This is a genomic window from Pseudoxanthomonas sp. LjRoot125, assembly GCF_964252705.1.
Lineage (GTDB): Bacteria > Pseudomonadota > Gammaproteobacteria > Xanthomonadales > Xanthomonadaceae > Pseudoxanthomonas_A.
In genome coordinates this window covers 727,019-745,626 of the sequence record NZ_CAXUOY020000001.1, presented here as the reverse complement: position 1 = coordinate 745,626, position 18,608 = coordinate 727,019, and the positions used below count along the sequence as shown (strand labels likewise).

Below are 18,608 nucleotides of genomic sequence, written 5' to 3'. Positions count from 1 at the left end.
ACCTGCGATCCGCCTGCCTACGAACGGTGGGCCGGGGCCCACCCTACGCAATTACCAGGTGCCGGTCTGCTTGAACTCGGAGATGCCCTTCTTGAAGGCGCCTTCGATCTCGTCGTTCCAGTTGCCGGTGCTGTTGACCGTGTCGACCAGCGCGCCCTGGGTGTTGGTGAAGTGCGCGTGCAGCGCATCTTCGAACGCCAGGATCTTGGCCACCGGCACGTCGTCCAGGTAACCCTCGTTGACGGCGTAGATGGACAGCGCCTGCAGGGCGATGGACATCGGCGCGTACTGCTTCTGCTTCATCAGCTCGGTGACGCGCTGGCCGCGCTCCAGCTGCTTGCGGGTGGCTTCGTCCAGGTCCGAAGCGAACTGCGCGAACGCGGCCAGCTCACGGTACTGGGCGAGCGAGATGCGGATGCCGCCCGACAGCTTCTTGATGATCTTGGTCTGGGCGGCGCCACCGACGCGCGACACCGAGATACCGGCGTTCACGGCCGGGCGGATGCCGGCGTTGAACAGGTCGGTTTCCAGGAAGATCTGGCCGTCGGTGATCGAGATCACGTTGGTCGGCACGAACGCGGACACGTCGCCGGCCTGCGTTTCGATGATCGGCAGCGCGGTCAGCGAACCGGTCTTGCCGGTGACTTTGCTTTCGGTGAACTTCTCGACGTACTCCTCGGACACGCGGGCAGCGCGCTCGAGCAGGCGGGAGTGCAGGTAGAACACGTCGCCCGGGTAGGCTTCGCGGCCCGGCGGACGCTTCAGGAGCAGCGAGATCTGGCGGTAGGCCACGGCCTGCTTGGACAGGTCGTCGTACACGATCAGGGCGTCCTGGCCGCGGTCCATGAAGTACTCGCCCATGGTGCAGCCGGAGTAGGCGCTGATGTACTGCATCGCGGCCGATTCGGAAGCGGTGGCGGCGACGACCACGGTGTGGGCCAGCGCGCCGTTCTCTTCCAGCTTGCGCACGATGTTGGCCACGGTCGAGGCCTTCTGGCCGATCGCGACGTACACGCACTTGATGCCGGTGCCCTTCTGGTTGATCACGGCGTCGATGGCCATCGCGGTCTTGCCGGTCTGGCGGTCGCCGATGATCAGCTCGCGCTGGCCGCGGCCGATCGGGATCATCGCGTCGACCGACTTGTAACCGGTCTGCACCGGCTGGTCGACCGACTTGCGCCAGATCACGCCCGGGGCCACGCGCTCCACCGGCGCGGTCAGCGAGGTGCCCAGCGGGCCCTTGCCGTCGATCGGCTCGCCCAGCGCGTTCACGACGCGGCCGAGCATTTCCGGACCGACCGGCACTTCCAGGATGCGGCCGGTGGTCTTGGCCACGTCGCCTTCGCGCAGGTGCTCGTAGTCGCCCAGGACCACGGCGCCGACCGAATCGCGCTCCAGGTTCAGCGCCAGCGCGAACGTGTTGTTCGGCAGCTCGATCATTTCGCCCTGCATGACGTCGGCCAGGCCGAAGATGCGCACGATGCCGTCGGACACGCTGGTGACGGTGCCTTCGTTGCGCGACTCCGCGGCCAGCTTGACCTTCTCGATACGGGTCTTGATCAGGTCGCTGATTTCAGAGGGGTTGAGCGTGGTAGCCATGGGTAAGTCCTGTGTGCCGGCTTGCGCGCGGCGGTTCAATGGGAATTCAGTGCGTCAGCGCCGACTGCAGGCGCGCCAGCTTGCCTTTCAGCGAGCCGTCGATCACCACGCTGCCGGCATCGATCACGGCGCCGCCGATCAGCGACGCGTCGACCGCCGTCTCCACCTCGACCTCGCGGCCGAAGCGCTTCTTCAGCGCGGCCTTGATCGCGTCGAGTTCGCCGGCGGGCAACGTCGTGGCGGAGGTGACCTTCGCCTTCACGACATGCTCGGCCTCAGCGCGCAGCTCTTCGAACAGGCCGGCGATTTCCGGCAGCTGCGGCAGGCGGCGGGCATCCGCGAGGACGCTCAGGAAGCGGGTGAACGCTTCGCTGGCACCATCGGGCGCCAGCAGCGACACCGCCACCGCGGGCAGCAGCTGCGGATTCGGCAGCAGCGCGGCCACGCGCGGGTCCGCCGCGGCATGCGCGGCGAAACCCAGCGCCTGCGACCAGGCGGCGAAGTTGCCTTCGTCGCGCGCCGTCGCGAAGGCGGCGCGGGCGTAGGGGCGGGCGACAGTCAGGGCCTGGCTCATCGATCAGATCGTCCGGATCAGATTTCGGCGGCGAGTTCGTCGAGCAGCGCCTTGTGGGCGTTGGCGTCGATCTCGCGCTTCAACAGCTTCTCGGCACCGCTGACGGCCAGCGCGGACACCTGCTTGCGCAGATCTTCGCGGGCACGCGTGGCGGCGGCATCGATTTCGGCCTGCGCCAGTTCTTTCTGGCGGTTGGCTTCGGCGATCGCTTCGTTCTTGGCCGCATCGACGATCTGGTTTGCACGCGCATGGGCCTGATCGATGATCTCGTTGGCCTTGACGCGGGCTTCCTTCAACGCCTCGTTGACCTGGTCCCCGGCCTGCTCCAGGTCGCGCTTGGCGCGGTCTGCAGCGGCGAGGCCGTCAGCGATCTTCTGCTGGCGCTCTTCGATGGCAGCCAGCAGCGGCGGCCAGATTTTGGTCGCAATGATCCAGATCAGGCCAGCAAAGGCCAGCGCCTGGGCGAACAGAGTGAGATTGATATTCATCGTAAACCTGCCGGTGAGGAAGGGCCCGCGCACGACGCGCGCGCCCAGCGACGCCTGATGGCCGACCGCGGAGGCGAACCGCCGCGGTCAGGCTTCACGCGGCTTCTCAGCCGCCGGCCAGCTTGGCCAGCTGCTCGGTGAAGATCGTGATGAACGGGCTGGCGAAGGCGAACAGCAGGCCCACGGCGACCGAGATGATGAACGCGGCGTCGATCAGGCCGGCGGTGATGAACATGCGGACCTGCAGGACCGGGATCAGCTCCGGCTGGCGGGCAGCCGATTCCAGGAACTTGCCGGCCATGATGGCCAGACCCAGACCCGCGCCCAGCGCGGCCAGGCCGATCATGATGCCGATGGCGAGGGCGGTCGAAGCCTGGACCTGGGCGAGGTTGGTGAGGATGCTTTCCATGGTGATCTCCGGAACTTAAGTGCTTGAAAGGTGGATGGTAAAAGGCGAAACGGTGAAGCGGAAACGTTAGTGGCTGTCTTCCGACAAGCTGAGGTAGACGATCGACAGCATCATGAAGATGAACGCCTGCAGCGGGATGACGAGCAGGTGGAACAGCATCCAGCCCAGGCCGAATACCGCGCCGCCGAACATGCCGACAATGCCCGCGCCGCCCAGCACCCAGATCAGCAGGAACACGATCTCGCCGCCGAACATGTTGCCGAACAGTCGCATCGCCAGGGAGATGGGCTTGCTGACCCATTCGACGATGTTGAGGATCAGGTTGAACGGCATCATCCACTTGCCGAACGGTGCCGTCAGGAACTCCTTGGCGAAGCCGCCGAAGCCCTTCGAGCGGAACGCGAAGACGATCATCAGGAAGAACACGCTGATCGACATGCCCAGGGTGGCATTGACGTCGGCGGTGGGGACCGGCTTCCAGTAGTGCACGCCCAGCAGTTCGAGCGGCTTGGCGATGAAGTCTGCCGGGATCATCTTCAGCAGGTTCATCATCAGGATCCAGAAGAAGATGGTGATCGCGATGGGCGTCACCAGCTTGCTGGTCCCGTGGTAGGTGTCGCGGGCCTGCTTGTCGACGAACTCGAGCATGATCTCGACGAAGGCCTGCCACTTGCCCGGCACGCCGGCGGTCGCCTTGCGGGTCGCCAGCCAGAACGCGAACACGATCAGCAGCCCCATCAGCACGGCCGTCACGAAGGTGTCGACGTTGATCGTCCAGAAGGGACCATCACCGCCCACCTGGGCCGTGAGGTTCTTCAGGTGGTGCTGGATGTAGGTGGTCGGAGTTAGAGCCTCGCCCGCCATGTGTCGGAAACCTTTCGTCTAGATTGGGTTTATCGCTGCTTGCCAACCGCAGCCAGCATCTGTGCCACCAGTCCGGCGACCACGCCTGCCATCAGGGGCAGCGGGGGCAGCTTGTACAGCCCCGCGCCCATCACCAGCACGCCGATCACCACGACCCACTTCACCACCATCCCCGCGACCAGCCTCAGCACCGCCGAAACGGCCCCGAGTACGCCACCGCCGAAGGCCATCCAGGCCGCCAGCAGTGCGCCAGCCACGATCGCCAACCCTCCGACGGCCGCCGCGACTGCGTGGGGCACGCCCCAGAGCAGGAACAGCAGCGCGACCAGCAGTACCGCGACCGTCTGCCAGACGGCGGCGCGCAACACTAGCCGCCGGCCCGCAGCGACGGAATTCAGCACACGAAAGCCCTACGGAATTGGCGGGGTACAAGGCGGTAAAGCGCCTCGCCGAGCCGCAAAAGTATAGCAGCGGGACAATTTCCGGGACAACCGCCAAAGGTCGAAAACGCTGCCGACAGCGCTTTCGGCCGCCAGCCCTTGGCCTGCCTGCGTGTAACCGTTTCCCCTATTCAGAATTTTCCTGCGGATTCTCCGGAACTTTGGCGAAAACCGTGTGTCAGTCCCTCCAAGGCCTGCTGCTCAACTTCCTCGTCCGATGCTCCGTCGCAGGCCTCCCGAAGCCCCGGCTGCCCCCGGGGCTTCGCCTTTTCGGGAGAAAGGATGCCGATAGCCAGGCGCTATCAATTCAAAACGAATAATCCATTGGACTTGCCAATCGACGACGCCAGAATGAGATCAATTCTCATCTTTGAGCGTCCGGCACGGCCATGAACAAGACCCTGAGCTTCGCGATCCTGCACTTCTCGGTGGCTTTCACCCTGGGCTACCTGTTCACCGGCAGCCTGCTGGTGGGCGGCATGCTGGCGCTGATCGAGCCGGCAACCAATACGGTGGTGTTCCATTTCCACGAAAAGGTCTGGAAGCGGATCGAAGCGCGGCGTGCAGCGAGGGCGATGCCCCTGCCCGCCTGACACGCCTGCCGAAAAGAAAAAGGCCGCGCTCATGCGCGGCCTTTCTCGTTGCTTCGACGCCCGGAGCGGCTTACTTCTTCTTCGGGATGTAGAGATCGGTGATCGTGCCTTCGTAGACTTCAGCGGCCATCGCCACCGATTCGCTGAGCGTCGGGTGCGGATGGATGGTTGCGCCGATGTCGCCGGCTTCCGCGCCCATCTCGATCGCCAGCGCCAGTTCGCTGATCAGGTCGCCTGCATGCACGCCGACGATGCCGGCACCGATGATGCGGTGGGTGTGTTCGTCGAAGATGAGCTTGGTGGAGCCCTCGCCGCGACCGATGCCGACGGCGCGTGCCGATGCCACCCACGGGAACTTGCCCACGCCGATCTTCAGGCCCTTGGCCTTCGCTTCGTTCTCGGTCACGCCGACCCAGGCGATTTCCGGATCGGTGTAGGCCACCGACGGGATCACGCGCGCCACCCACTCCTTCTTCTCGCCGGCGGCCACTTCCGCCGCCAGCTTGCCCTCGTGCGTCGCCTTGTGCGCCAGCATCGGCTGGCCGACCAGGTCGCCGATGGCGAAGATGTGCGGCACGTTGGTGCGCATCTGCGCATCGACCGGAATGAAGCCGCGGTCGGTGACCGTCACGCCGGCCTTGCCGGCATCCAGCTTGCCGCCATTGGGAGAACGGCCGACAGCGACCAGCACGCGATCCCACGTGCCCGTTTCCAGTTCCGGCTTCTGGCCTTCGGTGGCGCTCTCGAAGTGCACGGTGATGCCCTTCTTCGACGCCTCGACCTTGGCGGCCTTGGTCTTCAGGTGCACGACCGCGCCCTGCTTCTTCAGGCGATCGGCCAGCGGCTTCACCAGGTCCTTGTCGGCGCCCGGCATCAGCTGGTCCATGAACTCGACTACGGTCACCTCCGCGCCCAACGCGCGGTACACCGTCGCCATTTCCAGGCCGATGATGCCGCCGCCGACCACGAGCAGCTTCTTCGGCACGTCGGCCAGCTGCAGCGCATCGGTGGAATCCATCACGCGCGGATCGTCCCACGGGAAGTTCGGCAGCTTCACCGCCTGCGAACCGGCAGCGATGATGCATTGCTCGAAGCGCAGCAGCTGCGTCTTGCCGTCGCTGCCGACGATTTCCAATTCGTTCGGCGAGACGAACTTCGCCACGCCGGTCACCGTGCGCACCTTGCGCTGCTTGGCCATGCCGGCCAGGCCCTTGGTGAACTGCCCGACCACCTTGTCCTGCTTGAAGCCGCGCAGTTTGTCGATGTCGATCTTCGGCTTGCCGAAGCTGATGCCGATGTCCTCCGAATGCGAGGCTTCCTCGATCAGCGCGGCCGCATGCAGCAGCGCCTTGGACGGGATGCAGCCCACGTTGAGGCAGACGCCACCCAGGGTTTCGTAGCGCTCGATCAGCACGGTGTCGAGGCCGAGGTCCGCGGCGCGGAACGCCGCCGTGTAGCCGCCCGGGCCCGAACCGATCACGACGATGCGACATTCGATGTCGGCGGCCTTGCCGGTGCCCAGCGCCGGCTTCGGCGCCGAGGTCGCCGGTGCAGCGGGCGCTGCCGGGGACGGCGCCACCGGGGCGGCCTTGGCGGGCGCCGCCGCGGCGCCCTCGCCTTCCAGGATCGCGACCAGGCTGCCTTCGGCGAGCGAGTCGCCGAGCTTGACCTTGATTTCCTTGATGACGCCGGCGGCCGGCGACGGCACTTCCATCGTCGCCTTGTCCGACTCCAGCGTGACCAGGCCCTGGTCCTTCTTCACCGTGTCGCCGACGGCGACCAGGATTTCGATGACCGGTACGCCATCGTAGTCGCCAATGTCGGGCACTTTGGCCTCGATCAGGCCACCACCGCCGGACGCGGGGGGCGCGGCGACCGGGGCAGCCGGCGCAGGCGCGGACGCCGGCGTTGGGGCCGGCGCGGCAGGGGCCGCCGGGGCGACCGGCGCAGGCGCGGACGCCGCGCCTTCGGCTTCCAGCACGGCCACGACGCTGCCTTCGGACAGCGCGTCGCCGAGCTTGACCTTGAGTTCCTTCACCACGCCGGCGGCCGAGGACGGCACTTCCAGCGTGGCCTTGTCCGATTCCAGCGTGACCAGGCCCTGGTCCTTCTTCACCGTGTCGCCGACGGCAACCAGGATTTCGATGACCGGCACATCGCTGTAATCGCCGATGTCGGGGACTTTGACTTCAATCGTGTTCGCCATGGTCTCGGTCTCCTTACAGCAGCACGCGGCGCATGTCGCCGAGCAGCTGGGCGAGGTAGGCGGTGAAGCGCGCCGCGGCGGCGCCGTCGATCACGCGGTGGTCGTAGCTCAGCGACAGCGGCAGCATCAGGCGCGGCTGGAACTGCTTGCCGTCCCACACCGGCTGGATCGACGACTTCGAGACGCCGAGGATGGCGACTTCCGGTGCGTTGACGATCGGCGTGAAGGCCACGCCGCCGATGCCGCCCAGCGAGGAGATCGAGAAGCAGCCGCCGGACATCTCGGCCGGGCCGAGCTTGCCGTCGCGCGCCTTCTTCGCCAGTTCGCCACTTTCCTGGGCGATCTCGTTGACGCCCTTCTTGTCGACGTCGCGGATCACCGGCACGACCAGGCCGTTCGGCGTATCGGCGGCGAAGCCGACGTGGAAGTACTTCTTCAGCGTGAGGTTCTCGCCGCTGGCATCGAGCGACGCGTTGAAGTCGGGGAACTTCTTCAGCGCCGAGACGCTGGCCTTCATCAGGAAGGCGAGCATGGTCAGCTTGATGCCGGCCTTCTCGTTCTCCTTGTTCAGCGCCACGCGCAGCGCTTCCAGATCGGTGATGTCGGCGTGGTCATGCTGGGTGACGTGCGGGATCATCGCCCAGTTGCGAGCCAGGTTGGCGCCCGAGATTTTCTTGATGCGCGACAGCGCGACGACCTCGGTCTCGCCGAACTTGCTGAAGTCGACCTTCGGCCACGGCAGCAGGTTCAGGCCACCGCCGGCAGCGGCCGGTGCACCCGCTGCGGCAGGCGCCGACACGCCGCCGGCCAGCGCGCCCTTGACGTACTTCTGCACGTCTTCCTTGCTGATGCGGCCACCGCGCTCGCTGCCGCTGACCTGGTTGAGGTCCACGCCCAGTTCGCGCGCGAACAGGCGCACGGCCGGGCTGGCGTAGGCGACCTTTTCGGGGAGCACGCGGTCGGCGTTGAACTCGACCGGCGGCGTACGCGGCGGCGAGGCTTCCGGATCGATGCCCGGCTTGTCGTCCAGCACACGCGAGGCGGCGGGGGCCACGGCGGGCGCGGCACGCTCCTGCGCGATCTCGCGCTGGGCGATCTTGTCCGGCGTCGGCGAAACGGCGACGGGTTCGACCTTGGTACCGGTCTCGGCGGCGGGCGCGGGGGTCGGCGCGGCGGCCGGCTTGGCCTCGGCGGCGCCTTCGCTGGTTTCGATCAGTGCGACGATGGCGCCTTCGGCGATCTCGTCGCCCAGCTTGACCTTGATCTCCTTCACCACGCCGGCGAATGGCGACGGCACTTCCATGGTCGCCTTGTCCGATTCCAGCGTGACCAGGCCCTGGTCCTTCTTCACCGTGTCGCCCACGGCGACCAGGATCTCGATCACCGGTACGCCGTCGTAGTCACCGATATCGGGGACTTTGGCTTCCTTGATGTCGGACATGGCGTTACTCCGGTGCGGGCGTGAAGAGGGGAACCCCTATTGTGTCCGCAGTGGCGCGATGCGCCAACCATCCCTTGGTGTTAATTGCTGTCCCCGCCGGGACAATGCAGGCCGCGATGTCATTGGTATCGCTTTGGTTCGGCGTGATCCGCACGCACGATACGCTGGCGCATTGTCAGCTGGATCGGCGCAGGAACGGCTTGATTGCGCCCCAGGCATCCAGCAGGGCGGGCACATCTTTCGCCGCATGCGCGGGGCTGGTCGAGGGCAATGCCAGCAGGGTGGGCAACGGATCGGCGAGCGTGGGCCGCACATGCCGGCGGAACGCGTCCGCCGCCTTGCCGCCGTTGAGCGCGATCGCGGCGACCTCGGGATGCGCCGCCAGCCAGTCGCCGATGGCATTGGGCACTTCGCTGCCGCGCACGATGGCCGCGTCCAGGCTGCCCGGGCGCTCACAGCGGCCGATGACATCCCACACGCCGACACCGGCACGGCGCAATGCGTCGAAGCGCGCTTCGTAAGGCGCCTCCGGATCGAAGCCGCACAGCGCGCCCATCACCGGCCAGAACCGATTGCGTGGATGCGCGTAGTACTGCGCCCCGCGCAGCGATGCGCTGCCAGGCATGGAACCGAGCACCAGTACACGACAATCCGCATCCGCGCGCGGCGGCAAGCCGACCAGCACCTCGCCCACCGCTCAGCCGCCTATGGACTGCCAGGGCCGCACCACCAGCGTCGCGCCGGCCACCACCAGCAGCAGGCCCACCACGCGCAGCGTGTCCACCGGCTGGCGTGCATGCAGCACGCCGAAGTGGTCGAGCACCACCGACCCGACCAGCTGGCCCGCGACGACCAGGCAGATCAGCGACGCCGCGCCCAACCGCGGCACCAGCAGCGTGGCGGAGGCGACGAACACCGCGCCGATCACGCCACCCGTCCACGCCCACCACGGCACTTTTCCCAGTGCCGCAGGCACGAACACCGGCCGCGTCAGCAACCACCACGTCAGCAATACGCCGGTACCGACCATGAAGGAAGCCAGCGATGCGAACACCGGGCCGAACGACTGTCGCCCCAACGAGGCGTTGATCAGCGCCTGGAGCGGCAACAACATGCCGATGAAGAGGGCCAAGGCCACGCCGGTCGCGTTCATGTCGGGTCCCGCACCAAAGGAGGCGACACGATACGCCAAGCGCCGCGACGCGCGGGTGCGAGCGCCCTCAGGCCGGCGCCATTGCCCGGTCGCGCCGCGACACGGCGCGATGCAGCAGCGCCATCGATACCAGCAGCATCGCCATCGGCGCCAGCAGCAGGTAGAACGCACGCGACCCGTCGAAATGCGCGAACAACTGTCCGGTGATGTATGAACCGGTAGTGCCGCCGAGCGCCGAGAACACCACGATCAAACCCGTCATCGCCGCATGCCGCGCCTTCGGCAGCGCGCTCAGCACCACAGAATTGATCGCCGGGTAGATCGGGGCCATCAGCAGGCCGATCAGCGGGAATACATACGCGGCCAGCGGTGCGTTCCACCACGTCATGCCTTCGCGCGGCTGCACGTTCGCGGCCAGCGGCAGCGCCACCAGCACCAGCACCGCCATCGCGACCACGCAGCCGCTCAGCAACCAGAACCAGGGCATGCGCCGCAGCAGCACGCCGCCACCCAACCGGCCCAGCGCCAGCGACCCGGCGAAAATACCGGCCGCCTGCACGCTGAGCGTCGTGGGCAGGTGCAGGATCTCGCGGTTGAAGGTCGGCAACCAGGTGTTGATCGCCTGCTCCATCAACACGTAAAGGAAGGCGGACACCAAGAACACCGCCACCAGCGGCAACGCCAGCAGGCGGAACATGTCGACGAAGGACTCGCCCGCCGCATGGCCATCCTGCGCGGCGCGCTCATCCAGCGTGCAGGTCGCCAGCAGGACGACCACCGCCACGCACAGGGCGGCGAGCACCCAGTAGACGTCCAGCCAGACCGGATCGCCCGGCACCTCGGCATTGATGAACGCGGCGAACAGCCACGCGCTGCCCAGGATGCCGACCATGAACCAGCCTTCGACCGTGCTGGTCAACGCGGCGTGCCCTTTCGCGTCCTCGGTCAGCAGGCCGATGCTGGAGTACACCGACACCTTCACCAGCGCGAACGACACGCCGACCGTGGTGAACAGCAGCTTGGTCGCCCAGAACGCATGCAGCAGCGGCATCGCGGCGCAGGCGAGCGCGACCAGCGACAGGCCGAGCATCATCGCGCGGCGATACCCCAGCCTCGGCAGGAACGAGGCCACCAGGAACGACGTGATCGCGATCGGCAGGTCCTTGAACGCTTCCAGCAGGCTCGCATCGGCCTTGCTGATGCCGAAGCCCTGGATGGACTGCAGGATCACCGTGCCCACGGAGTTCAACAGCATGGCGAAGATCATGTAGGTCAGGATCATCGCCAGGATCATGCGGGTGCGCGTCATGGGCGGTACCGGTCGGTTCGTGCGCGACGTCAGCGCGGCCCTGCCGCGCGACGCCCAGTGCGAAGAGGATATCCGCCACCGCGCCGGGGAGAGACGGCGCGGCGGCGGAAGACGGCCCGCGCGAACGCGGGCCGCGCTACATCACCAGCGGTAGGCGACGGAGGCCTGGTACGACGTGCCTTCCAGCGGACGGCCCATGAACACGCCACCGCTGGTCGCATTGCCCAGCACGCGGGCATTGCCCTCGGTCAGCGCGATCTCGTCGGTGACGTTGCGGCCCGAGAAGGTGAACTCCCAGTGATCGCCCACGTGGGCGCTGGCGCCGACGTCCCAGGTGTCGTACTTCGGCAGCACCTGGCCGTTGGCGGGATCCGAGTAGCGATCGCCCACGTGGGTGTAGGTGGTGAACACCTTCAGGTCGCCCCACGGCAGCGACCAGTAGTAGCTCGGCGTCAACCGTGCGCGGAACTTCGGCTGGCGTACGACCTGGTTGCCGTCGAACGTGGAGAAGTCGCCGTACTTGGCGCGCAGCCAGGTCGCGTTCCAGGCCAGCTCGAACCCACCGGCCGGCCGCCACGCACCCTCGAACTCCAAGCCACGCGCCTTCGAGTCGCCGATGATGACGACGTTGTTGCCGTTGTTGTCGAACGCCTGGTACCGCAGGCCGGTAAAGTCGTTGTAGAACGCGGTGAGATACATCTCGTACGTCTCGCCGCCGGCCTTCAGGCCCAGCTCGTACTGGTCGATCTCGGTCTTGTTGTTGGCGCCGTCGCGCAGATTGTCGAACTGCGGGAAGGTGAAGCCCGAGTTGACGCGGCCGAACAGGCTGACGCTGTCGTTGAGCGTGTAGTTCAGGCCCGCCGTCCACGATACGTCGCTGTCGTTCTGGTCGATGCTGCGCGGCGTGGTGGAGACCGAGGTGTTGTTGTCGTACAGCGTGTTCGGATTGCCGTCCAGGTCGACCGTGACCGGATCCCACACCGTGCCGTTGACCTCCTGCCGCTCGTAGCGCACGCCGGCATCCAGGCGGATGCGGTCGTTGACGGTCCATTCGTCGGCGATGAAGAAGGCCGTGTTCTGGCCGTCGTAGTCACCGCGAATGTTGTAGAACGCGGTGCCCACGAAACCGTCGCGCGTGGCGACCTGCCCGTTGGACAGCGCCAGGTTCACGCGGCGCGCGTTGTCCTGCGCGGTGAGCAGCATGTTGTTGCCCAGCCACCAGCGGTCCTTGGACGAATAGTCCGCGTAGTACACGCCGAAGGTCAGCGCATTGCGTTCTGTCAGGTCGATGCTGAAGCGCAGGTCGTTGGTGAACGAGCTGATCTCCTTCTCCACCACCCAGAAGCCTGCCGTCAGCACCTGCTGGTTCGGGTCGACCGTGCCGCCGCCATTGACGAAGGTGCCGGTGCCGGTCACGCCCGCGCCGTAGGTATCGGTGATGTACGACGACAGCGTCTGCGGATTGGCGCCCGTGAACAGTGCGTAGGTCGGCGTATCGCCTTTCAGGTAGTTGAACTTGTCGCTGATGGTCCAGTTGCCGACATACCAGTCCAGCGAGCCGCCGAACACGTCGATGTCCACGCCACGGCCATCGGCCAGGTCGCGTGTCATCGTCTGGTTGCCGACGCCGGTCGGCAGCGTCACCCGGCGGAAGTCGTCGCCGACCAGCGTGCCGGTCGTGGGATCCAGTCCCGGGAAACCGGAGATGTCCTCGCCGTTGTTGCGCGAGACCAGCGGTACCGCGGTGTAGAACGTGTTCTTATCGTCGGTGTGGCGCGCGTAGAGATTGAACTCGCCCTCGGCCCAGCGCTTGGTCAGCGTGGCGCTGAGCTGGCCGCCCTTCTCCACCGGGAAGCCGGTCTGGCGCACGCCATCGGTCTCGCGGTAGAAGCCGCCCACGCTGTAGTACCAGCCAGTGTCGGTGCCCAGCGGGCCGCCGCTGTAGAAATCGACGCGACGCAGGTCGTCGGTACCCACGGTCAGGCGCACCAGGCCTTCGGGCGTGTCTTCGCCCTTCTTCTGGATGAAATTGACGGTGACGCCGGGCTGGCCGTTCGAGTAGATCGGGCTGGGGCCGCCACGCAGGCCTTCGACGCGCGCGATGGTGTCGTCGATGCGGAACAGCGTGGTGTTCTCGAGGAACGACAGCGTCGGCGGCGGGAAGATCGGCGAGCCGTCCAGTTGCAGGGTGAAGAACGGGGCATCGCCCTCGGACGGCATGCCGCGCACGAAGACGTTGGCGCCGGTACCGCCGCCGCTGGCCTCGGCCCAGACGCCCGGCACGATCTTCAGGAGGTCGGCGGTGCTGGTGGGCGCGGTTTCCTGGATCTGCTCGGGCGTGGCGGTGCTGATCGAGAAGCTGGCGTCGCGCTTGCGCAGGCCCTTGAACTTGGCCGTGCCGCTGACGACCACGGCGTCCAGCGTCTTGGCCTCCTGGTCGGCGGGCGCCGCGGGTGCGGCTTCCTGCGCGCTCGCCAGCGCCGGCGATAGCGCCAGCGCGATGGCGGCCGACAGGGCGTAGCGCATCGGGTGCTTGGTGTGTTGCATGGTCCCTCCCTCCACTTGCATTGTTGTCGTGTTGTTGGCTGGCTGCCCACCGCGGCTTCTGTGGCCACGTGCGGTCAAGGCGATACGAACGTCCTCAGGTCAAACGCGTTGATGTGCGGGATGACAGCGTCGGCATGGCGCAGCGCGCGCGCGTCGCCGATGCCGATCGCGGCCATGCCCGCCGCATGGATGGCTTCGATGCCGGCCGCGGCGTCTTCCACGCCGATGCAGCGGTGCGCCGGCACGCCGAGTGCGGCGGCGACGTCGAGGAAGATGGCCGGGTCGGGCTTGGCGCGGACGATGCGCCCGGCATCGGCGATGTAGTCGAAACGGTCGGCGATACCCAGCTTCTGCAGCAGCGTCGGCGCATTGCGGCTGGCCGACGCCAGGCCGAGCTTCAGGCCCGCCGCACGTGCCGCATCCAGCACCTCGCTCACGCCATCGAACAGATCCTGCGGACCGACGTGTGCGATCTCCTGCACGTAGTAGCCGTTCTTCGTATCGGCCAGCGCGCGCTTCTCGTCGTTGGAATAGATTCGCGTGGCCCGCTCGAGGATGATCTCCAGCGACGCCATCCGGTCTACGCCCTTCAGGCGCTCGTTGACCTGCAGATCGAACGGCACGCCGATCTCGTCGGCCAGCCGCTTCCATGCCCGGTAATGCGTGTGCGCGGTATCGGTCAGCACGCCGTCGAGATCGAAGATCAGCGCATCGCAAGCGCGGGGCAGCGGCAGCTTCGGTGGCGATGGCACGGCGAGCGGCAGCGCGACTTCGCGCCCTGCGTTCAGCATCACTTCGCTGCCGGCGTGGCCGAACGCCAGCGCGTCGCCTTCATCGAGGCGATAGCGGGCACCGCGCGCGTCCACATCCACGCGCAGCGCGCAGCCGCGCCAGCGGAGGTTGAAGCCGTAACCCTTCCAGGCCTGCGGCAAGGTGGGAGCGAACTGCAGCCGGCCCGCCACGATGCGCAAGCCGCCGAAGCCCTGCACCAGCCCCAGCCAACTGCCGGCCATCGCCGCCATGTGCACGCCGTGGTCGGTGTTGCCGTGCAGGTCGTCCAGGTCCACGCGCAGGCTGGCGTCGAAGTAGTCCCATGCCTTGCCGTCCTGGCCGACTTCGCTGGCCAGGATGCCGTACACCGGCGCCGACAACGTGGAGTCGTGGGTGGTGACGGCCTCGTAGTAATCGAAGTCGCGGCGCTTCGCGCCCAGATCGACGCCATCGCCAGCCAGCACCATCGCCATCACCACGTCGGCCTGCTTGCAGACCTGGTGCCGGTACAGGGTGAGCGGGTGGTAATCGAGCAACAGCGGGCGATGCGGCCCTTCGCGCCTGGGAAACGGCCAGCGCGGCTTGGCGAGGAAATCGTCGTCCTGCGGATGGATGCCGAGCGCCTCGTCCACCGGCAGGTGCATCGCGTCGGCGGCGCGCTGCCAGAGCGCGACTTCATCGGCATCGAGCCCGATGCGGCCGGCGAGGGCGCGCAGTGCGTCGGGGCGATCGGTGGACAGGCGGGCCCATGCAGCGACGGCGCGCCGCAGGTGCCGCTGGGCCATGCGGTTGGTGTACCAGTTGTTGTTGACCAGCGTGGTGTATTCGTCCGGTCCCGTGACCTCGTGGATGCAGAACGCACCGTCGAGCCGCGGATTGAAATGGCCGGCCTGCGGCCAGATGCGCGCGGTCTCGAAAAGAATCTCGGCGCCAGCCTCGCTGAGGAAGTCGAGATCATCGCTGGCGTCGAGATAAAGCCCGATCCCGTAGGCGATGGCGGCATTGATGTGGTACGCCGCCGAGCCGCTGGGATAGTGCGCGGAACATTCGCGGCCGGCGATGGTGCGCCAGGGGTACAGCGCACCGCGGGGATGGTTCATCGCGCGCGCGGTGTCGCGTGCGCCGTCCAGCGTGCGGAAGCGGTACATCAGCATCGCGCGCGCCACGTCCGGCGCGGTGAATGCCATGACCGGCAGCACGAAGGCTTCGGTATCCCAGAAGCAATGTCCTTCGTAGCCCTCGCCCGTGATGCCCTTGGCGGCCGTGCCGTTGATGCCGTCGCGTCCGGCCGACTGGAGCAAGTGGAACAGGTTGAAGCGCAGCGCGAGTTCCGCCGCGGCATCGCCCTCCACGGACAGACCGGCGCGCTGCCAGAACGCATGCAGGGCGTCGGCCTGCACGGCCGCGATGCCGTCGAAGCCGACGCGCAGCGCGCGAACCAGCACGGCGTCCACGCCGTCCTGCGCCTGGCCGTTGCCGTCGTCGTAAGCGACGTACTTCTCGATCACCACGGACGCCCCCGGCGTCAGCGTGGCGCCGAAGCGCTGCTCCACGCGGCCGCCGCCCGCCTGCGCCACGGTGAACACCAAGCCCGGCGACAGCCGGTGCTGCTGTGCGCACACCAGGGCGACGCCGCTGTGATGGGTGCGCTGCGTCAGCCGGGCGCCTCCGGCATCGGCGTGCTCGTCCGCGACGTGCAGCTCTTTGCCGCCGTGCACGCCGATGCGGGGATCATCGCCCTGTTCGACGGCCTGCCGTCCGGTCTCGATCGATGAACACAGCGTCAGAGGGCCCGCATAGTCGATGGACGCCACTTCGAACCGGATGGCGAGCAATGCGCGCTCGGCCAACGGCACCACGCGGCGCGCGCGGATCTCGAGCGTATGCCCCTGCGCGGTTTTCAGGCGCAGGCGGCGCTCGAGCGTCCCGGCGGCGAGATCCAGCGTGCGCTCGAAGTCGAGCCACTCCGCTTCCTGCAGGCGCAGCGGCGTGTCGCCCAGTTGCAGCCGGAGGTGCTTGCCCTCGGCGACAGGCACCCGCGTGTCGGTGCTGCGGGTGAAGCCGGGGAAACGCTCGTGGTAGTGGATGGGGTTTTGCTCGAACACGCTCGACAGGAACGTGCCGTCGCTGGGGCTGTCGTCTTCCTCCAGCGCACCGCGCACACCCAGCGTGCCGTTGGCGAGGGCGAACAGGGTTTCATCGCGCGCCGCGCGTTCGGCGTCGAACGCCCGTTGGGTGAGCCGCCAGGGATCGGACCGGCCTTCGCCCGCCGTGCCCTGACCCGATGTATGCGCCTGCTTCTGTTCCACCGACATCCTCGTGCTCATCTGTTACCGGCCGTGGCGGGACCACGGGCGGGGGCACGCTAGAAGTCGTTGTTATCGATGTCAAGTTATCGATGTCAAAGAGACCTCTCAAGGTCCGGAGCCCCGCCAACGCCAAGGCGGGGACATAGACAAAACCCTTTTTAATCAACGGTTTGGCGGCAAGAAGACGCGGATCGGCGCACCCGGATGTCTACCGGGTGGCCGCTGCGATGCAGCAGCACAATGCGCTCAGGTCGTGCGGACGACCAGATGGGTCGGCAGCGTCTCGGACACCGCCTGGTCGCCCTCGATCAGGGCGCGCACCTTGCGGGCCAGCAGCACGCCGGCATCGATGAAGTTCTGGTGCACCGAGGTCAGCGGCGGCACGTAGGTCGCGCCCAGCGGGGAGTCGTCGTAGCCGATCACCGAGACATCCTCGGGTACCCGTCGCCCACGTTCGATCAGCGCGCGGATCGCGCCGATGGCCAACAGATCGCTGGCGGCGAACAGCGCATCCACCTGCGGGTTCGCCTGCAACAGCGCATGTACCGCATCCGCGCCCGCGCCGACGGTGAAACTGGTGACGGTCGGCGCGATCGGCGTGATGCCATGGCGCGCCAACGCGGCGCTGAAACCTTCGAGGCGTTCGGCGAACTCGCCGTGGGCGGGATCGCCGAGGAACGCGGGTCGGCTGCGACCGAGCGCGATGAAACGCTCCGCCGCCAATGCACCGCCGCGGCGATTGTCACTGCCGACCACCACCTGCGATTCGTGCCGGCTGACCGCACCCCACACCACCATCGGCCGGCCCCAGCGCTGCACTTCGTGCATCGCGTCCTCATGCGCGCCCTGGCCCAGCAGGATCACGCCGTCGGCAGCCTGGACGTTCGGCAGCGAGCCGCCTTGCAGCGAGGTCAGCAGCACGCTGTAGCCGGTGGAGGTCAGTTCCTGGGTGATGCCACCCAGCAGGTCGAGCGGATATGGACCGGACATCTGTCGTTCGACGGTGGGCTTCATTTCCACCACCACCGCGACCGTCATGCTGCGGCGGAGCTTGAGGTTGCGCGCGCTGACATTGAACGAATAACCGTACTGTTGCGCGACCTCACGCACGCGGGCGCGCGTTTCCGCATTCACCAGCGGGCTGTCGCGCAACGCGCGCGAGACGGTGATCGCCGATACGCCGGCCACTTTCGCCAGGTCCGCCATGGTCAGGTGGTCGCCGGGCGACGGCAGCGCCGTCGTGGCGGTGCCGGTACGGCGCTTGCGTTTGGCAGGGGGCATGCGGGTCACGTCCGTGCGCGGCTGGCTTCGTATTGTGCAATAAGCGTGTCCACCGGCGTCGAGGCGATCACGCGGCCGATCACCTCGGGCAGCAGGTCGTCCGGTTTCTTGAAGCGCAGGCAGCTCTTGCCCATGTCCAGCTTCATGCCGGCGTCCGCGTAGGCATTGCGCAGCACCACGTCCTGCGCGGAGTTCGCGTAGCACACCGTCAGGTAGAGTGCGTAGTACTGTTTCTGCGCGGCGAGCGCGACGTAAGGCAACGGCTGCTTGTTGTAGGTGGTCGGATAGCGCGACAGCGGCACCTCCCACGCGATCATGCCCCAGCTCATCGCCTCGACGTAGCCGTCGGGGAGGTGCCGGTTGACCAGGTCCCGGACCGAGGCGATCACCGCGCGGCGATCCTCGGGCAGTTCCGCGAGATATTCCTCCACCGTCTTCGCCTTGCTGCTGACCATGCGCGCCTCCTCTCCGGCGCGACATTAGCGCAGCCGTGACGCCGCGTCATGCGGAATCCGCACACGCGCGAACCCTGCGCAGCGATGCCTCGTGTCGAGGCGCGGTGAAAAGCCGATGAACCTGCGCTGGATATCGCCAACGTTGCGTTCGGTTCACGTCGAAGGGCGG

General features: G+C 67.1%; 16 protein-coding genes. 1 reads left to right on the top strand and 15 read right to left on the bottom strand.

All coding sequences use genetic code 11. The annotated features are described in order from the left end of the window. Positions 1 to 51 precede the first annotated feature (51 nt). The 6 genes from atpA to ACSION_RS03305 form a co-directional block, all read right to left on the bottom strand. Positions 52 to 1,599 carry a F0F1 ATP synthase subunit alpha gene (gene atpA / locus ACSION_RS03330; RefSeq protein WP_435304831.1) on the bottom strand — a complete coding sequence of 516 codons (1,548 nt, stop codon included), beginning with the start codon at positions 1,597 to 1,599 and terminating at the stop codon, positions 52 to 54. 46 nt (positions 1,600 to 1,645) lie between these two features. Next, complete coding sequence (locus ACSION_RS03325; protein ID WP_435304830.1) at positions 1,646 to 2,173, bottom strand: F0F1 ATP synthase subunit delta; 528 nt, start codon at positions 2,171 to 2,173, stop codon at positions 1,646 to 1,648. Positions 2,174 to 2,190: 17 nt separating this feature from the next. Next, a complete protein-coding gene (locus ACSION_RS03320; RefSeq protein ID WP_056880792.1) occupies positions 2,191 to 2,661 on the bottom strand; it encodes a F0F1 ATP synthase subunit B in 471 nt (156 codons plus the stop codon). Positions 2,662 to 2,767: 106 nt separating this feature from the next. Then, entirely contained in the window at positions 2,768 to 3,070 is a 303-nt protein-coding gene (atpE, locus tag ACSION_RS03315) for a F0F1 ATP synthase subunit C (RefSeq protein ID WP_056880791.1), read from the bottom strand. Between the two features lie 66 nt (positions 3,071 to 3,136). Then, positions 3,137 to 3,934, bottom strand: coding sequence for a F0F1 ATP synthase subunit A (gene atpB / locus ACSION_RS03310; RefSeq protein WP_093489853.1), 798 nt, complete (start codon positions 3,932 to 3,934; stop codon positions 3,137 to 3,139). A 29-nt stretch (positions 3,935 to 3,963) separates the two neighbouring features. Continuing rightward, positions 3,964 to 4,335, bottom strand: coding sequence for a hypothetical protein (locus ACSION_RS03305; protein ID WP_056880789.1), 372 nt, complete (start codon positions 4,333 to 4,335; stop codon positions 3,964 to 3,966). A 428-nt stretch (positions 4,336 to 4,763) separates the two neighbouring features. Here ACSION_RS03305 and ACSION_RS03300 point away from each other — a divergent pair, with 428 nt between their 5' ends. Continuing rightward, a complete protein-coding gene (locus ACSION_RS03300; RefSeq protein WP_093489851.1) occupies positions 4,764 to 4,967 on the top strand; it encodes a DUF2061 domain-containing protein in 204 nt (67 codons plus the stop codon). A 70-nt stretch (positions 4,968 to 5,037) separates the two neighbouring features. On the opposite strand, the gene lpdA is transcribed toward ACSION_RS03300, so the two are convergent. The 9 genes from lpdA to ACSION_RS03255 all read right to left on the bottom strand — a co-directional run bounded on the left by lpdA (position 5,038) and on the right by ACSION_RS03255 (position 18,439). After that, on the bottom strand, positions 5,038 to 7,173 hold the full coding sequence (lpdA, locus tag ACSION_RS03295) for a dihydrolipoyl dehydrogenase (RefSeq protein ID WP_435304829.1): 2,136 nt from the start codon (positions 7,171 to 7,173) through the stop codon (positions 5,038 to 5,040). Positions 7,174 to 7,186: 13 nt separating this feature from the next. Further along, positions 7,187 to 8,614: a dihydrolipoyllysine-residue acetyltransferase gene (locus ACSION_RS03290; RefSeq protein WP_435304828.1), complete on the bottom strand. Its 1,428-nt coding sequence runs from the start codon at positions 8,612 to 8,614 to the stop codon at positions 7,187 to 7,189. A gap of 175 nt (positions 8,615 to 8,789) precedes the next feature. After that, positions 8,790 to 9,308 carry a DNA-deoxyinosine glycosylase gene (locus tag ACSION_RS03285; RefSeq protein ID WP_435304827.1) on the bottom strand — a complete coding sequence of 173 codons (519 nt, stop codon included), beginning with the start codon at positions 9,306 to 9,308 and terminating at the stop codon, positions 8,790 to 8,792. A 3-nt stretch (positions 9,309 to 9,311) separates the two neighbouring features. Beyond that, positions 9,312 to 9,767 (bottom strand): DMT family transporter, encoded by a 456-nt coding sequence (locus tag ACSION_RS03280; protein ID WP_435304826.1) that lies wholly within the window; start codon positions 9,765 to 9,767, stop codon positions 9,312 to 9,314. A 67-nt stretch (positions 9,768 to 9,834) separates the two neighbouring features. After that, complete coding sequence (locus ACSION_RS03275) at positions 9,835 to 11,076, bottom strand: MFS transporter (protein ID WP_435304825.1); 1,242 nt, start codon at positions 11,074 to 11,076, stop codon at positions 9,835 to 9,837. A 141-nt stretch (positions 11,077 to 11,217) separates the two neighbouring features. Further along, positions 11,218 to 13,623 carry a TonB-dependent receptor gene (locus ACSION_RS03270; RefSeq protein ID WP_435304824.1) on the bottom strand — a complete coding sequence of 802 codons (2,406 nt, stop codon included), beginning with the start codon at positions 13,621 to 13,623 and terminating at the stop codon, positions 11,218 to 11,220. A gap of 74 nt (positions 13,624 to 13,697) precedes the next feature. Continuing rightward, entirely contained in the window at positions 13,698 to 16,709 is a 3,012-nt protein-coding gene (gene pgmB, locus ACSION_RS03265; protein WP_435304823.1) for a beta-phosphoglucomutase, read from the bottom strand. 240 nt (positions 16,710 to 16,949) lie between these two features. After that, the gene (locus tag ACSION_RS03260; RefSeq protein ID WP_435304822.1) at positions 16,950 to 17,984 is read right to left on the bottom strand and encodes a LacI family DNA-binding transcriptional regulator; all 1,035 of its coding nucleotides are present in this window, start codon (positions 17,982 to 17,984) and stop codon (positions 16,950 to 16,952) included. Between the two features lie 5 nt (positions 17,985 to 17,989). Further along, entirely contained in the window at positions 17,990 to 18,439 is a 450-nt protein-coding gene (locus ACSION_RS03255; protein WP_435304821.1) for a DUF1801 domain-containing protein, read from the bottom strand. Positions 18,440 to 18,608 lie beyond the last annotated feature (169 nt).

Excerpts from the sequence above, each read along its gene's own strand:
- atpA (WP_435304831.1), bottom strand. The coding sequence starts at position 1,599 with ATGGCTACCACGCTCAACCCCTCTGAAATCAGCGACCTGATCAAGACC.
- ACSION_RS03275 (WP_435304825.1), bottom strand. The coding sequence starts at position 11,076 with ATGACGCGCACCCGCATGATCCTGGCGATGATCCTGACCTACATGATC.
- ACSION_RS03300 (WP_093489851.1), top strand. The coding sequence starts at position 4,764 with ATGAACAAGACCCTGAGCTTCGCGATCCTGCACTTCTCGGTGGCTTTC.
- ACSION_RS03280 (WP_435304826.1), bottom strand. The coding sequence starts at position 9,767 with ATGAACGCGACCGGCGTGGCCTTGGCCCTCTTCATCGGCATGTTGTTG.
- ACSION_RS03270 (WP_435304824.1), bottom strand. The coding sequence starts at position 13,623 with ATGCAACACACCAAGCACCCGATGCGCTACGCCCTGTCGGCCGCCATC.
- atpE (WP_056880791.1), bottom strand. The coding sequence starts at position 3,070 with ATGGAAAGCATCCTCACCAACCTCGCCCAGGTCCAGGCTTCGACCGCC.
- lpdA (WP_435304829.1), bottom strand. The coding sequence starts at position 7,173 with ATGGCGAACACGATTGAAGTCAAAGTCCCCGACATCGGCGATTACAGC.
- ACSION_RS03260 (WP_435304822.1), bottom strand. The coding sequence starts at position 17,984 with ATGCCCCCTGCCAAACGCAAGCGCCGTACCGGCACCGCCACGACGGCG.
- pgmB (WP_435304823.1), bottom strand. The coding sequence starts at position 16,709 with ATGTCGGTGGAACAGAAGCAGGCGCATACATCGGGTCAGGGCACGGCG.
- ACSION_RS03255 (WP_435304821.1), bottom strand. The coding sequence starts at position 18,439 with ATGGTCAGCAGCAAGGCGAAGACGGTGGAGGAATATCTCGCGGAACTG.
- atpB (WP_093489853.1), bottom strand. The coding sequence starts at position 3,934 with ATGGCGGGCGAGGCTCTAACTCCGACCACCTACATCCAGCACCACCTG.
- ACSION_RS03320 (WP_056880792.1), bottom strand. The coding sequence starts at position 2,661 with ATGAATATCAATCTCACTCTGTTCGCCCAGGCGCTGGCCTTTGCTGGC.
- ACSION_RS03290 (WP_435304828.1), bottom strand. The coding sequence starts at position 8,614 with ATGTCCGACATCAAGGAAGCCAAAGTCCCCGATATCGGTGACTACGAC.
- ACSION_RS03325 (WP_435304830.1), bottom strand. The coding sequence starts at position 2,173 with ATGAGCCAGGCCCTGACTGTCGCCCGCCCCTACGCCCGCGCCGCCTTC.